The sequence below is a fragment of the Flagellimonas algicola genome (assembly GCF_005937185.1).
GTDB lineage: Bacteria > Bacteroidota > Bacteroidia > Flavobacteriales > Flavobacteriaceae > Flagellimonas > Flagellimonas algicola.
Map to the genome: position 1 here is coordinate 1899928 of NZ_VCNI01000001.1, position 14372 is coordinate 1914299.

A 14372-nucleotide genomic window follows, 5' to 3' on the forward strand; every position below is an offset into this window, starting at 1 on the left:
TTTAATTAGTTGACGCTCCTTTAAAGGTACATTTAATTGTGCAAAACAAACTCAACCCTCCTGTTCATGGCCCAAGCACTTTCATCGTTCCCGAGGCTTACAGGTTTTTCTTCCCCAAAGCCCTTGCTCGCAAGTCGGTACCTTTTGATTCCTTTGGAAACCATATAATTCTTTACGGCCCCAGCCCGATTTTCAGAGAGGGTTAAGTTGGATTCGTTGCTGCCATTGGAATCTGTGTGACCTTCTATGGTAACCTCCATATTGGGATGCTCCTTCATCATCTTCACAATCTTGTCCAAAGAAGGATATGATTCCGGTTTGATGTCGTATCTGTCCACATCAAAATAGATATCCCGAACAACGATACGACCGTTGGTCACAATCCTATCATAAAGCGGCAGTCCTTCCTTTGCAATCATAAAATAATTGATTCGAGCCTTGGTATGTCCATCACCCCTTGTAGATCCCGGAGACAGTGTATACAAGCTCAAATGGGTGAATTCCCTAATGTTTATATCCGGATTGTTCACCAATTGCTGCCCGTTTACAAAGACCTTTAGGTTTCCTCTGTTAAAGGAGATTTGGGAAGTAAACCATCCAGGTGACTGCTTCCCTGCCATATAGGCCAAAGATTCCGATCCAGGTGCCACATTGGTTCCCCTGAGGTAAATGGTATAGGCAGGTCTGCTACTTCTGGAGCCGAACAATTGGATAACATAGGCCTCGTTGCCTTGCTGCCAAAAATGGTGTTCCAATTCTATTTTAAAAGACTCCCCCAAATAATCGTCCTTATCAAAAGTTGGCTTGATCTCACTTCTGGTAGATACCATTTGCACTACGCCATCTTTCCTATTTCCCGAAATAAAATGTCCGTTTTCAACGGTTCCATCCACCTGAGTCCATTTGCTGGGGAATTCCCCTGGTTTCTCATTATCAAAATTGTCGAAAAAGAGCAAGTTGCTCCGATCTATAAAATGTGGGTTGATTTTGCTTTTGCCTGAAGCCGTAATATATTCGTCGGTGCGCCCATCTTCTTTTTCGGATTTTTGCTTATTACCAGTAAGTCCTTCATCCATCACTTCCGCAGCTTTATCTTCCACTTGCTTTTTGACTTTCCTAAGAAGTTTCTGCCCTTGTACACCATAGCAGGTCATGAATAGTACCGACAGTATGACCATTTGTATTGATTTTAATGTTCCCATGTTGAAAATATTTATGTTATTATTCCAAATATCTGATTTAGAACAACTTGCATCAATCGCCCAAAAGAGGTATTTCCAAATGGCTTATAATCAAATCAGGTTCTGCTTTATGGCCTTATAGATGGCCTCTGCCCTGTTTTTTACGTGAAGTTTGCTATAGATGTTTTTGATATGCGTCTTAACAGTATGTGGGCTTAAAAAGATGTCTTTGGCAATATCCTTATAGTTTAAACCCTGACCCAACATCTCCAAAATTTCCATTTCACGATTGCTAAGGGGGTTTTGTATCACCCGAAAAGAATTGATGATCCTCCTTGCGATCTTACTGCTCATGGGCGACCCGCCCATATACACTTCCCGAATGTGGTCCAATAGATTTGATGGACTGGTTTCTTTAAGTAGATACCCCGAAGCACCCGCGCACAAAGACTTGAAAATGGAATCATCGTCGGATTGTACGGTGAGCATGATAAAATCGATTTCCGGGTTTTCCGATTTCAGCTTACGGGTTACTTCGATACCCGATTTTCCTGGAAGATCAATATCCATAAGCACAATATCCACGGGAAGGTTTCCTATGGAAGCCAAGGCCGATTCACCATCAGGAAAAGCATATTTACAAGTAAATCCCGGTGAGCCGTCAATAATCATGCAAAGGGCCTGACGAATCTCATTATCGTCCTCAACAATCGCCAAATGTATGGTCTGGTCCATGATACTCCTACAAGTTAATCAACTTGTCAGGAATTTGTATCCCCCGTATGGGGTATTCTATCCAATCGGATGATGGTTCCCTTGGTGGAAGACAATATCTCCAGTTCTGCCTCAATCTTGGTAGCACGGGCTCTCATGTTCTTCAATCCCCTTCCCTTGGACTTTTGGGCTACATTAAAACCGACACCATTGTCCTTAAATTCCAAAGTGGACCAATCGTTATGACAAATGAGATTTAACTGGGCCTGTGTGGCTTTGGCATATTTTAGGCTATTGGTCATGGCTTCTTTGAAAATCATGATAGCCTGTTTCTTGCTTTTGGGACTGAGTTGTTTGGCCTCCAATCCTGGAATGAGGGGACTGGAAGTGAAGGTTACTTGGCTTTTATCAAAAAACTCCTCGCCAAAATCTTTAAGACGGATAAATGTATCCTCAAGACTGTCCTTTTGTGGATCAATTACCCAAAGTAAATCCCTGAACCCTCCGGAAAGACCTTTAAGATTGTTCCTAATCTTGTTGAAAAAGGGTAAGGGATCTTTGTTTTCTTCCAGCTGGCGCTGTGCCATTTCCAAAAAGAGGGAAATCTTGGTGATCATGGAACCCAATTCATCATGAAAATCGGCTGCATTATCTTTTCGCAACTGTTCGCGTTCTTCCATCAATGCTTGTTCCAATTGCGCTTTTTGTTCCAACTCCCGTTCTTTTTTTCCAATGCGCATGAGGTAAAAGAAGCGCAAAATTCCAGCTAAAAGCACCACGTACAATACATATGCCCATGTAGACCTCCAAAATGGTGGGGCTATGGAAAAATCGAGGGTTATGGGACTCTCCGACCATTTGCCTACGGAATTGCTCCCATCCAAAACCAACTGATAATCCCCCGGGGGAAGATTGTAGTATGTTAACTCAGGATTGGCTCCAGTGAAGACCCAAGCGTCATCTCCAGGTAATAATTTGTGCCTATATTCAAGATTTTCAGGTTGGGTAAAATCTAGGGCTCGGTAATCTATTCTTATCGTATTTTCCTTATGTGATAACTTAATTTGCCCGTTATCCCCACCATCGGGGATCGAAGTGAAGCCATGGGTTCCCTTTTGCATGACCTCGGAGGCTATCAACACCAAATCAAATTCCACTTCTTGAGTTTCAGTAAGATGGTTCCCTATTACACTTATTCCCTCCCTACTCCCAATAAATACATTATCGCCATCATCAATCCAAATGGAATTTCTATAGGGGATGTTATCGGCCAGACCTGTTTGGGACGTATAATGCTTACGTTCTACAAACTGATTTCCACTTACGTTGTACTTTGCCCTGAGGACTCCATTGGTGGTACAAATCCATAAAAAACCTTTGGAATCTTCCTGTATGCCCAGAATATATTCCGAAGGTAATCCCTCAGCATGTCCAAACTGATAAAATCCATTGATATCTGGTCTATATAAATTTAATCCTCGTTGGGTAGCAATCCAAAGCCTATCCCCACTATCCCTAAAAATTTTTTTGACGGAATTATGGCTCAGGCCTTCAAATTTGCCAAATGTATGGGTATAATTCTCAAAATAACCCTTGTTTTCCCCCTTCGAAAGCCGGCTAACTCCATTGAAAGTGCCAATCCACAAATTGCCCGCTCTATCCCATTCCAAATCCATAGCCTGGGAATTAACCAGACTATTGGGCTTATCCTCTTCAGAAGTAAAGACCTCAATCTCGGGTTTCTTAAAATTTCCTTCGGGAAGAATCATCCGAACCAGTCCAGTGTAGTTTCCGACCCAGAAGGTGTCTTTTGCAATTTCCAGGACATCATAAGACCAATTGGAAGGCAGGCCATCGGATTTATCAATTTTGTGGAATGGACCCGGACGCTGTTTACTGTCCAATTGGGTGACAAAAAGCCCACCATCCGCACCTATCCATAGTCTGTTTTGGCTGTCGATGTTAATATCTCGCGAAAGTTGCATATCCCCATCTTCAAAGACCAAATACGCTTCTGGGCATTTTCCCTCCAATACCTCTTGTTTTTTTATGCGATAAAGTTTGGTGGAGGTGGTGATCCACAAATTGGACTTATGGTCTTCCTTAATGGAATATATTCCATAAAAGTCCGACAAACAATCCGCTTCATACCTAGAAGGGAACACCAAGACTTCCTCCCTTGTTCTACTTAATTTGTAAAGCCCATTGGTGTTGGTGATCCAAATGCTGCCCTGCTTGTCCTCAAATACGGATTTGGAATTTCCCGACATGTTCAACAAACCGTTTTTGGATATTACGGATTGCTCCAATAAACGTCCTTCTTGGTATCGATATTTTTTAAAGTTTTTCTTCCAAGTGGCAGCCCATATATCCCCATTGGGCGTAATCATAAAGTTTTCAATGAAATGCTCTTCAAGTTCCTTCCCGCTTTCATCCAAAAACTTGCTTATTCTCATGGAACGGCTCCCATCAATGACACCTTTCAAAATACCTTTGTTGGATTCCACCAACATGATCGAATCATTGTATTGCCTAAAACCAAAAAAATCCAAGGCTTCCAAATCTTGTAAACTCCCAAGCAACGGGGTCTTGACCTTTTTGAATTGAAAATCTTGATGGGAATCCATTACAAAAGGGCCATTTTTGGTAGCTATCCATAATCTCCCTTGATTATCCTCTGTCGTGCGCCAAATGGTAGTCTTTGAAACAGAAGCTTGACCTTCTCCATCAAAAAAATGAGTGGCTTTCTTGGATTTTTCCACCAAAAAAAGCCCTCCGTAAGTTCCAATCCACAGGTTTTCATTTCGGTCTTCAAAAACGTTGAGCACATAATCCTGGCTGTCAGTGGGTTCATCCAACAACTGAAAATACCTGATGCTATCGCCCTGCATTAGATGAAGCCCTTTGGCCGTGCCAATCCACATTTTGCCATCCTTAGCTTGGATTAGGGAGGTAATTTTGTTGTCCCTCAACCCAAGGGTATCCTTTAAGGAAGCTAGATGAGGGTTGAATTTCTTGCCATCAAACTTGTAGAGTCCATTGTTCCCCGCAACCCAAATAAATCCCTGTTGGTCTTGGATAACATCATTGACAATCCGCGAAGGTAATCCACTGTCATCAGCGTATCGGGTGGTGTGATAACGTTGGCCAAAGAGGTAGGGGCCAAGCACAAATAACAAGGCCGTGAGAAAGGTTGAAAGATACGCCCTCATGGCGGTCGGGTTGAATTAGTTTTATGCTAAATATAGCATATTAATCTGCTTACCCTGAGATGGATAAGCTAGTTTTTAATCTGATGTCTTTCCCTTGCCAATAAGGTGTTTTTGAGCAACATGGCAATGGTCATTGGCCCTACCCCACCAGGTACCGGGGTAATATAGGACGCCTTTTGACTAACCCCATCAAAGTCCACATCACCGGTAATGTAATAGCCCCGCTCCCTGGATTCATCTGGGACTCGGGTTATCCCCACATCAATAATGACCACCCCATCTTTGACCATATCGGCTTTTAAGAAATTGGGAACGCCAAGGGCCGATACCACAATATCCGCTTGTAGGGTGAGACTCTTTAGATCCTTGGTTCTACTATGGGTAATGGTTACGGTGGAATCTGCTGCTTTTCCCTTTTGGCTCATCAAAATACTGATAGGCCTACCCACGATGTGGCTTCTTCCAATAACAACAGTATGCTTTCCCGAGGTATCCACATCATACCTGCGCAACAGCTCCATAATACCAAAGGGAGTGGCAGGAATGAAGGATTCCATATCCAAGGCCATTTTTCCAAAGTTGGCGGGGTGAAAACCGTCCACATCCTTATCTGGATCCACAGCCATGAGCACTTTTTGCTCGTCTATATGTTTGGGAAGGGGCAATTGAACTATATATCCGTCAATATCAGGGTTTGCATTAAGAGCTTGAACCTGACCCAATAATTCTTCTTCTGAGGTTTCTTCCGGAAGATGGATCAAAGTAGACTCAAAACCAATTTTTTTGCAGGAGCGCACTTTGCTGCCTACATAGGTGAGACTAGCACCATCATTTCCCACCAAAACTGCAGCCAAATGAGGTACTTTTTCACCCCGTTCCTTCATTTGGGCAACTTCAACGGCTATTTCGTCTTTTATTTGATTGGATACTTTTTTTCCATCAAGAATTTCCATGGGTTGGTTATTGTTGTTTGGTGTTTGGTGTTTGGTGTTTGGTGTTTGGTGTTTGGTGTTTGGTGTTTGGTGTTTGGTGTTTGGTGTTTGGTGTTTGGTGTTTGGTGTTTAAAAGTTATCTCATGTTCTGCATCATCTGCATCATCTTTTTACCACCACCACCTTGCATCATCTTCATCATTTTGCTCATCTGCTCAAATTGTTTCAACAACTGGTTGACTTCTTGTATGGTACGTCCGCTACCAGCCGCAATTCGCTTTTTTCGGCTTGCATTCAATTTGGATGGGGTAGATCGCTCATCAGGGGTCATGGAGTGGATAATGGCCTCTATATGCTTAAACGCATCATCATCTATATCCAACCCTTTTAGAGCCTTTCCTGCTCCAGGAATCATTCCCATGAGGTCCTTCATGTTCCCCATTTTCTTGATTTGTTGGATCTGGCTTAAAAAATCGTCAAAACCAAAGCGGTTCTTGGCTATTTTCTTTTGGATTTTCCGGGCTTGCTCCTCATCAAATTGCTCTTGGGCACGTTCTACAAGGGAAACCACATCTCCCATCCCCAGAATCCTATCCGCCATACGTGATGGATGGAAAACATCAATGGCTTCCATCTTTTCCCCTGTACCGATAAATTTGATAGGCTTGTCTACAACGGACTTAATGGATATGGCAGCACCCCCTCGGGTATCCCCGTCCAACTTGGTCAAAATAACGCCATCAAAATTAAGGATGTCATTAAACGCTTTAGCGGTGTTTACCGCATCCTGTCCCGTCATGGAATCGACCACAAAAAGCGTTTCCTGGGGATCAATAGCCTTATGAATGTTGGCAATCTCGGTCATCATTTGCTCATCCACGGCCAAACGACCCGCCGTATCAATAATCACCACATTGCAACCAATGGATTTGGCATGCTTTAACCCAGCCTTGGCAATGGCCACAGGATCGTTATTTTCCCGGTCGGAATATACCTCAACACCGATTTGCTCCCCAACTACATGCAACTGATCTATCGCCGCAGGCCGATATACATCACAGGCGACCAATAGCGGCTTTTTGCTCTTCTTATTCTGAAGATAATTGGCCAATTTTCCAGAAAAGGTGGTTTTACCCGAACCTTGTAATCCGGACATCAACACCACAGTTGGGTTCCCAGACAAGTCGATTTCTTCGGCATCACCTCCCATCAATTGGGTAAGCTCGTCCTTAACGATCTTAACCATGAGCTGACCCGGCTGTAAGTTGGTCAACACGTTTTGACCCAAAGCTTTCTCCCTAACTTTATTGGTAAACTCTTTGGCAATTTTAAAATTGACATCGGCATCCAACAAGGCCCTACGGACCTCTTTCACAGTTTCCGCTACATTGATCTCTGTTATTTGGCCGCGCCCCTTGAGGACGTGAAGTGCCTTATCCAGCTTTTCACTTAAATTATCGAACATGAGTTCCCGTCATTTTAAAGGAGGGACAAATTTAAGAATAAAAAGAAAAGGACGGCTTTGGGGAGAGCCGTCCTTTTCAAAAAAAGATAGGGGAAAATCTTATAATTTCTCGAAAACTAAAGTTTCGGTGGAATTTTCATCCTCGTGAACCAATTCTATACGATTGGCGGTCACGGATTCAATGTACCAATCATCGGTAATGTCATTGAACTTACCATCGTGGTCAAAGCTGAGGAAGAATTTTAAATAGTTGTCATCTCCTCTTAAAACTCTCCAAACACCCTGGATGATCGGATTATCGTTTTCATCCACGTTTACTTGATGCATTTCATTGAAGTAGAAGTCCAAACCGGCAAAATCCTCGGTCTTGTTCATATCATCTTCTTCATACAAGGCCACTACCCAAGTACCATCTTTCATGGCGCTTCTGATTTCGGTAACATCCCCGTCGTTGGCATTATCATCACATACTCGAAGCAAGGTCAATTCATAGTCCACTTCCTCCACTTCAAATTTCAATCTATGGTCATCCAAGTCTCTTAGAGGCCATTCAAAGCTAACACCTGGTTCGTCACCCATAGTGATCAGCAAAGAAAGAACACCTTCATTGTTTTCTCCAATTTCCCAGGTTCCTTCGGAAGTGCTTTCTCCGTTGCTCAAGGTTACAACACCTTCTGGCAAGAATTTGAATTCCCAACCCAGCAATCTGTCAATTTCCTCTCCTTGGTTTTTCACCTTTTTGATGATCCACTCACATTCTTTCAAGATCTCACGCAAGGTGTCAGGTCCTGGTAAATCGTCTTCACAAAGTTGCTTAAGAATGATCTTGTTACCGTTCTCATTATACAATTTGATGGTATGATCACCAATTTCGTACACTAACCACTCCAAGTTAAAGTCAACCAAGGTTTCAAACTCCAAGGTCAAAAGCGGTCCACGATCGGTAAAGCTGCTGCTCCAAGTTCCTTCTACAACATTTCCAGAACCATCGGTAACTGTTACACCACCTCCTTCAAAGAACTTAATGATACGAGCATAGTACTGATCGGTCTGGTTCACCTCATCACGAACTACCTCCATTACTTTCCATGGACATTGAGTTAAACAGAAATCGAACCTTTCTTCATCAAAGTCGTCATCGTTATAATCATTGTCGTCGTCCTCATCACACTCATCTTTGGCCAATTCCAAGGCACGGGCCAATTCTGCATTGCTATCCACAACGATTTCGGTACCGTCATATTTTTTCAAAGTAATCGGAAACTGGATGCTAACTAGATCATCATCTTCCAATCCTTTAAAGAATCTTCTCAACTGCTCATCACTCTCCACCATGACCTCACCTGTCTGTTGCTCATTGATGTCAAAAGTGTAAAGGGTAATTGGATACACAAAGTCGATACATTCAATGTCATCATCATCTCCACCTTCCTTACAATCGGCAGCCAATTCACGAAGTTGTTCAATGTTCTCGATAACTACTTCGGTAAAATCGGCAAGGGTAATTGTAATAGGGAAAATAATTTCAAGGATATCATCATCAATATCCACCTCATCAAAAATATCTTCGATGGTGTGAAGATCTTCGCGTGAATCAATGGTAACTTCAATTCCGTTTACTTCAACGGTATAAGGGAAGTTTAGCGCTATACAACTGGCACCATCCACAATATTGTCAAAAGAACCATCATTGGAAGATGTTTTCTCAATTAACAGGGCGGTGGAAGAATCAGCCTGGATGGTCTCATTTTCAGTACCTCCTGTCACTTCTTCGAATTCATCTTGGCAGGAAGTAAATGTAAGGGCCATTAGCACAAAGCCGGCATACATTAAATTTATCAACTTTTTCATAACGATTTGGATTTTTAGTTAGAATTCAATCTTAAAACAACTCACCGATAAAAAACCCTACTTCATCTTTGTTTTTTTTCAAATATCTTTGGTCAAAACAAAACCTCCTAAATGGACAACGTTTGCGAAGAGCAGGTTTTTAGCTCCGTTTTCAAGGCTAATTCCAAAACGGTATTCAACTATATATATTATAAGTTTGGCAACGAGGAGAAAGCGCACGATGCTGTGCAGGAGGCCTTTGTGAAACTTTGGGAGAATTGTGCCAAGGTGGTACCGGAGAAAGCCAAGTCCTATTTATATACCGTGGCCAACAATCTGTATTTAAATGTGCTCAAAGCAGAAAAGGTAAGATTGAAGTATGCTGCCCCCACTTTGGAACACTCCAATGAATCCCCTGAGTTCTTGATGGAGGAACAACAATACAAGGAAAAACTGGACAAAGCCCTGAACGATTTACCTGAAAATCAGCGCACCACCTTTTTATTGAATCGAATAGATGGCAAAAAATACGCCGAAATTGCAGAAATGGAAGGGGTTAGCGTAAAGGCTATAGAAAAACGGATGCACTTGGCACTTAAAACCCTTAGGGAGCAGATTGACGGCATTTAATTTTGAATTGAGAATGTTAAATTGTGAATTAAAAAATTGGCATTCGCCATCCAATTGATTGAAACAATTAAGCATTAAGAATTAATAATTCAAAATTTAAGAGGTAGGGTAAATTGGAAGTGAGTTGTTATTAATGTGTAAAGCATAGAAATCATGCAAGAAAATTATTTGGCAAAATGGCTTAGCGGAGAGCTTTCAGAAGCGGAGCTATCGGAGTTTAAAAAGTCCGATGCCTATGCTTCCTACAATAAGCTCAAGAAGGTTTCCGGCACAATGGAAGCCCCTGAATTCAATGCGGACCAAGCTTTTCAAAAGCTTATGGATGAGCGCATTGGAGCTGCCCCAAAAGTGGTTGCGCTACACCCGTTCAAGAAGTTCTTGCGTGTGGCAGCGGCCATTGCAATTTTGTTGACAGGCTCTTATTTCTATGTAAACACTTTGGATGAATCCGTTACCACAGCGTTGGCGGAACGCACTGAAGTAGTTCTTCCAGACAATTCGGAAATCCTTTTGAATGCGGACTCCAGAATTTCTTACAGTGAAAAAAATTGGGATGAGGAAAGAAATGTAGCCCTTAAGGGTGAGGCATTCTTCAAAGTTGCCAAAGGAAAAAAATTCACTGTTTCCACCAATCATGGAACAGTGGCTGTACTGGGCACCCAATTCAATGTGGAAAACAGGGAAGACTTTTTTGAAGTGACCTGTTTTGAAGGCTTAGTCAGTGTGACGTACAATAATACGGAGACCCAATTGCCAGCTGGTAGTTCATTTGTGGTGATTGATGGGCAAATAATGGATGCTCCAAAACCCAATACCACGCAGCCCACCTGGGTTAACAACGAAAGCTCCTTTGAGCGCATTCCCTTGGAATTTGTGCTAAATGAACTGGAGCGTCAGTTCAATATCAAGGTAAAAACACAAAATGTTGATAAGAATCTGTTATTTACAGGAACTTTTAGCAACACAGACTTAAATATGGCGTTAAAAAGTATAAGCACCCCATCTCGAATGAATTACAAACTTGAGGGCGATAATGTACTTTTCTATGCTGAAAAGACTCCTTAGCAGCCAATTAGGCCTCTTCTTGGTGTTTATACTTCTCCTGACCCCAAATCTTAGTGCACAGGTAGAATCTGGGACACCCACACCCCTTGTTGCCTATATCAAGACCCTGGAAGAAAAGTTTGATATCAAGTTTTCCTATATCCATGAGGACCTGGAAGGTATTACCATCGCTGTTCCCAGCAATCTAGTGGCCTTACAGGATATCCTGGATTTCATTGGCTCCGAGCTCCAAATCAAGTCCCAAAAGCTTAACGACCGTTACTATACGCTTACCAAAAATTCCCTGGTTCGTGTTTGCGCACAGGTTTTGGACAATTTTGCAGAAAACAATATCCCGGGTGCCACAGTAGAGGTCTTCGGAACCGAAATTGCCCAGTCTACAAACCCTGATGGATCATTTCTGCTAACTGATATTCCTAGAAATGCAACCCTAAAAATTCGATATTTGGGCTTTAATACCAAATACGTAACCGTTGAAGAGTTAATGAAAAAAGGCGGTTGCCCCAAAATCTTGATGGCCCAGCATTACGAGCAACTCCAAGAAGTGGTGGTTTACCAGTTCCTTACCACCGGAATTATCAAGGAAACAGATGCCAGCATCACCCTAAATACAGCAGATTTTGGTATTTTACCCGGCTTGATTGAACCTGACATCCTTCAAACCGTGCAAGCACTCCCAGGAATTAAAAGTATTGATGAAACCGTATCGGATATCAACGTTCGCGGAGGTACCAACGACCAAAACCTCATTTTATGGAATGGTATAAAAATGTACCAATCAGGGCATTTTTTTGGTTTGATTTCGGCCTTTAATCCCTATCTCACGGATAAAATCACCGTTTTTAAAAATGGTACGCCCTCTGCGTTCGGAGACGGTGTAAGCAGCGTTATACAAATGGAAACCAGTAATGAGCTTACGGATTATTTTGTAGGAGGGGCGGGATTTAACTTTATCAGTGGGGATATCTATGGTCAAATCCCTGTAACCCATAAACTTGGACTCCAATTTTCCGCACGGCGTTCCACTACCGACTTTTTGAACACCCCAACCTACAACAAATTTTTCGACCGGGCTTTCCAGGACAGTGAGGTGACCAATGAAAATAATATTGCAGTTGCGGATGAAATTCTACGTAATGAGAATTTCTTCTTCTATGATTTTACGGGCAAACTACTTTATGACATCAATGATTATCACCAGTTACGCCTGAATTTTATTGGTATGGCCAATAACCTTGACTATACGGAAACCAACCTTACCGATGTTGAGAGCACCAACAGTATTTTGGACCAGACCAATATCTCAGTGGGAGGACAGCTGCATAGCGATTGGACCAACAATTTCTCTTCCAATCTAAACTTGTATTACACTAGGTATGTTTTGGATGCCGAAAGCATTTTTGCCAACCAGATACAACTGTTGTTGCAACGGAACGAGGTGTTGGAGACAGCACTTAAGCTGGATACCAAATACAAACTGACCGATAATTTTGAGTGGAACAACGGTTATCAATACATAGAAACGGGAATTGCGAATACAACCATTATCAACCAACCTAATTTTAAAAGCGAAATTAAAGGAGTGGTACGGATACATGCGCCTTATTCCGGGGTTGGCTACAAAACCGATGATCTAAAATTTGCGGGAAGGGCCGGAGTACGCCTAAACTACATGGAAAATCTGGGAACCTTTACTAAATTTTTGGTGGAACCCCGATTGAATTTAAGCTACTCATTTGCACCAAACTTCAGATTAGAGGTTCTGGGCGAATTTAAGAGTCAGTCTACTAATCAGGTGATCGACTTGGAACAGAATTTTCTTGGCATAGAAAAACGACGTTGGATTTTATCCGATGACGACACTTTGCCCATCACACAAAGTAAGCAAGGGTCAATGGGTATCAACTACGATACCAATAAGTTCTATATTGGTTTGGAAGGATTTTATAAAAAAGTGGATGGAATCAGCACCAGCACGCAAGGGTTTCAAAACCAAAACCAGTTTGGTGGTGAAATTGGGAGTTATGATGTGAAGGGGATGGAATTCCTAGTCAACAAAAAAGGCAATAATTACAGCACATGGTTAAGCTATACTTATAATAAAAACGACTATACGTTTGAGACCATTGTTCCCAATAGTTTCCCCAACAACCTGGATATTAGGCACACCCTGACTTTTGCAGGAACCTACACCTACAACAAGTTGAAATTGAGTCTTGGCGTCAATTATAGGTCCGGAAAGCCCTTTACGGAACCCCAAGATGGGGATTTGGCAGTGGACACCTCTGTTTTTCCCGTCCAAATCAACTACAAGGAACCCAACAGCAGCAGGTTAGACGATTATTTCAGGATGGATGCATCTGCAATCTATAAGTTCAATATCAGTCAAAGAATAAAAGCTAATGCCGGAGTTTCCTTGCTGAACATGACCAACCGTAAAAACAGCTTGAACAAATACTACCGCCTCACGGAAGAGAATCAGATTGAAACGGTGGAAAACATCTCTTTGGGTCTTACCCCAAATGTTAGTTTTAGGGTTAATTTTTAATCGCGGGAATCTCAACTTATTCACGTTGCGAAGGCACTTTCTTTTTAAGATAGACCTGTACCTCCTCCGGATTATCCGTATTAATGTAACTCACTCCCCAGGATAGTAATTTGTGCCATGCTTTTTCCGTATCCGGTGTTGCCCAAAAACGAATAGGTTTTGAAAATTCACGGGCAGTTTCCACAAATCCCCTCACCTTTTTTTCATCCCTTACCAAAATGTCTTCCGTACCGTTCCACTTGGAGAAATTCCTAAAACTGGTGCTGATCATGGCCACTTTGGGCCACATCTGCTGCGGCATTCCTGAAATATCCTGACAATCAAACAGGATAAAATCCGGATAGTTGGCATAGTCCTTCTCATGCGGTCGGTTTCCCGAGATAACAATGGAAACCCCTGTTTTGTTATAAGGTTTTAAATAGGGCCTGTATTTTTCCAAAAGCTCAACGATAGCTTTGAGGGTTGTATAGGCTTCTGACTTAACATCAATCATCAATTGAAAATCCAAAGATTTACGGCCATACATTTGTTCCGCTCTTTTTAGCGGGAGCAAATAGACGGTTTCCAAGGTTCTTTCAGGACGAATATTTTCTTCTTCATGGGCCACAAAGAGCTTGCCTTCAACCAAAAATACATCCGCTTCTATGGATTTCGCGCCTGCGGAAAACGCATCCCAAAAAGGAATTCTTTGTTCATAATCATTATGGGAGTGAATACCAACGTTCGTCTGGGCAATACCCAAGGTAAGGACGCTCTGAAAAAACAGGAGAGCAATTTTTATTGATCTCATAGAAG

General features: G+C 42.2%; 10 protein-coding genes. 3 read left to right on the forward strand and 7 right to left on the reverse strand.

Annotation, left to right across the window (positions count from 1 at the left end; translation table 11 throughout):
• Positions 1-32 precede the first annotated feature (32 nt).
• The 6 genes from FGG15_RS08280 to FGG15_RS08305 all read right to left on the reverse strand — a co-directional run bounded on the left by FGG15_RS08280 (position 33) and on the right by FGG15_RS08305 (position 9355).
• Positions 33-1202, reverse strand: a complete 1170-nt coding sequence (locus tag FGG15_RS08280) for an OmpA family protein (protein ID WP_138835108.1) — start codon at positions 1200-1202, stop codon at positions 33-35.
• Positions 1203-1292: 90 nt separating this feature from the next.
• On the reverse strand, positions 1293-1916 hold the full coding sequence (locus tag FGG15_RS08285) for a response regulator transcription factor (protein ID WP_202619531.1): 624 nt from the start codon (positions 1914-1916) through the stop codon (positions 1293-1295).
• A 26-nt stretch (positions 1917-1942) separates the two neighbouring features.
• Entirely contained in the window at positions 1943-5107 is a 3165-nt protein-coding gene (locus FGG15_RS08290; RefSeq protein ID WP_138835110.1) for a sensor histidine kinase, read from the reverse strand.
• Between the two features lie 68 nt (positions 5108-5175).
• On the reverse strand, positions 5176-6060 hold the full coding sequence (folD, locus tag FGG15_RS08295) for a bifunctional methylenetetrahydrofolate dehydrogenase/methenyltetrahydrofolate cyclohydrolase FolD (RefSeq protein ID WP_138835111.1): 885 nt from the start codon (positions 6058-6060) through the stop codon (positions 5176-5178).
• A 115-nt stretch (positions 6061-6175) separates the two neighbouring features.
• Complete coding sequence (ffh, locus tag FGG15_RS08300) at positions 6176-7504, reverse strand: signal recognition particle protein (protein ID WP_138835112.1); 1329 nt, start codon at positions 7502-7504, stop codon at positions 6176-6178.
• Between the two features lie 99 nt (positions 7505-7603).
• The gene (locus FGG15_RS08305) at positions 7604-9355 is read right to left on the reverse strand and encodes a hypothetical protein (protein ID WP_138835114.1); all 1752 of its coding nucleotides are present in this window, start codon (positions 9353-9355) and stop codon (positions 7604-7606) included.
• A 111-nt stretch (positions 9356-9466) separates the two neighbouring features.
• Between FGG15_RS08305 and FGG15_RS08310 the strand changes: the two genes are divergently transcribed.
• The 3 genes from FGG15_RS08310 (at position 9467) to FGG15_RS08320 (ending at position 13577) form a co-directional block, all read left to right on the forward strand.
• Positions 9467-9964, forward strand: a complete 498-nt coding sequence (locus tag FGG15_RS08310) for an RNA polymerase sigma factor (protein ID WP_138835116.1) — start codon at positions 9467-9469, stop codon at positions 9962-9964.
• Positions 9965-10117: 153 nt separating this feature from the next.
• Positions 10118-11029: a FecR family protein gene (locus FGG15_RS08315; protein ID WP_138835118.1), complete on the forward strand. Its 912-nt coding sequence runs from the start codon at positions 10118-10120 to the stop codon at positions 11027-11029.
• Positions 11010-13577, forward strand: coding sequence for a TonB-dependent receptor (locus FGG15_RS08320; RefSeq protein WP_237561778.1), 2568 nt, complete (start codon positions 11010-11012; stop codon positions 13575-13577). The genes FGG15_RS08315 and FGG15_RS08320 overlap by 20 nt, the downstream gene beginning before the upstream one ends.
• A gap of 16 nt (positions 13578-13593) precedes the next feature.
• Here FGG15_RS08320 and FGG15_RS08325 read toward each other — a convergent pair whose 3' ends face one another.
• Positions 13594-14367: a phosphatidylinositol-specific phospholipase C/glycerophosphodiester phosphodiesterase family protein gene (locus tag FGG15_RS08325; RefSeq protein WP_138835122.1), complete on the reverse strand. Its 774-nt coding sequence runs from the start codon at positions 14365-14367 to the stop codon at positions 13594-13596.
• Positions 14368-14372: the final 5 nt, after the last annotated feature.

Excerpts from the sequence above, each read along its gene's own strand:
- FGG15_RS08280 (WP_138835108.1), bottom strand. The coding sequence starts at position 1,202 with ATGGGAACATTAAAATCAATACAAATGGTCATACTGTCGGTACTATTC.
- FGG15_RS08285 (WP_202619531.1), bottom strand. The coding sequence starts at position 1,916 with ATGGACCAGACCATACATTTGGCGATTGTTGAGGACGATAATGAGATT.
- FGG15_RS08290 (WP_138835110.1), bottom strand. The coding sequence starts at position 5,107 with ATGAGGGCGTATCTTTCAACCTTTCTCACGGCCTTGTTATTTGTGCTT.
- folD (WP_138835111.1), bottom strand. The coding sequence starts at position 6,060 with ATGGAAATTCTTGATGGAAAAAAAGTATCCAATCAAATAAAAGACGAA.
- ffh (WP_138835112.1), bottom strand. The coding sequence starts at position 7,504 with ATGTTCGATAATTTAAGTGAAAAGCTGGATAAGGCACTTCACGTCCTC.
- FGG15_RS08305 (WP_138835114.1), bottom strand. The coding sequence starts at position 9,355 with ATGAAAAAGTTGATAAATTTAATGTATGCCGGCTTTGTGCTAATGGCC.
- FGG15_RS08310 (WP_138835116.1), top strand. The coding sequence starts at position 9,467 with ATGGACAACGTTTGCGAAGAGCAGGTTTTTAGCTCCGTTTTCAAGGCT.
- FGG15_RS08315 (WP_138835118.1), top strand. The coding sequence starts at position 10,118 with ATGCAAGAAAATTATTTGGCAAAATGGCTTAGCGGAGAGCTTTCAGAA.
- FGG15_RS08320 (WP_237561778.1), top strand. The coding sequence starts at position 11,010 with ATGCTGAAAAGACTCCTTAGCAGCCAATTAGGCCTCTTCTTGGTGTTT.
- FGG15_RS08325 (WP_138835122.1), bottom strand. The coding sequence starts at position 14,367 with ATGAGATCAATAAAAATTGCTCTCCTGTTTTTTCAGAGCGTCCTTACC.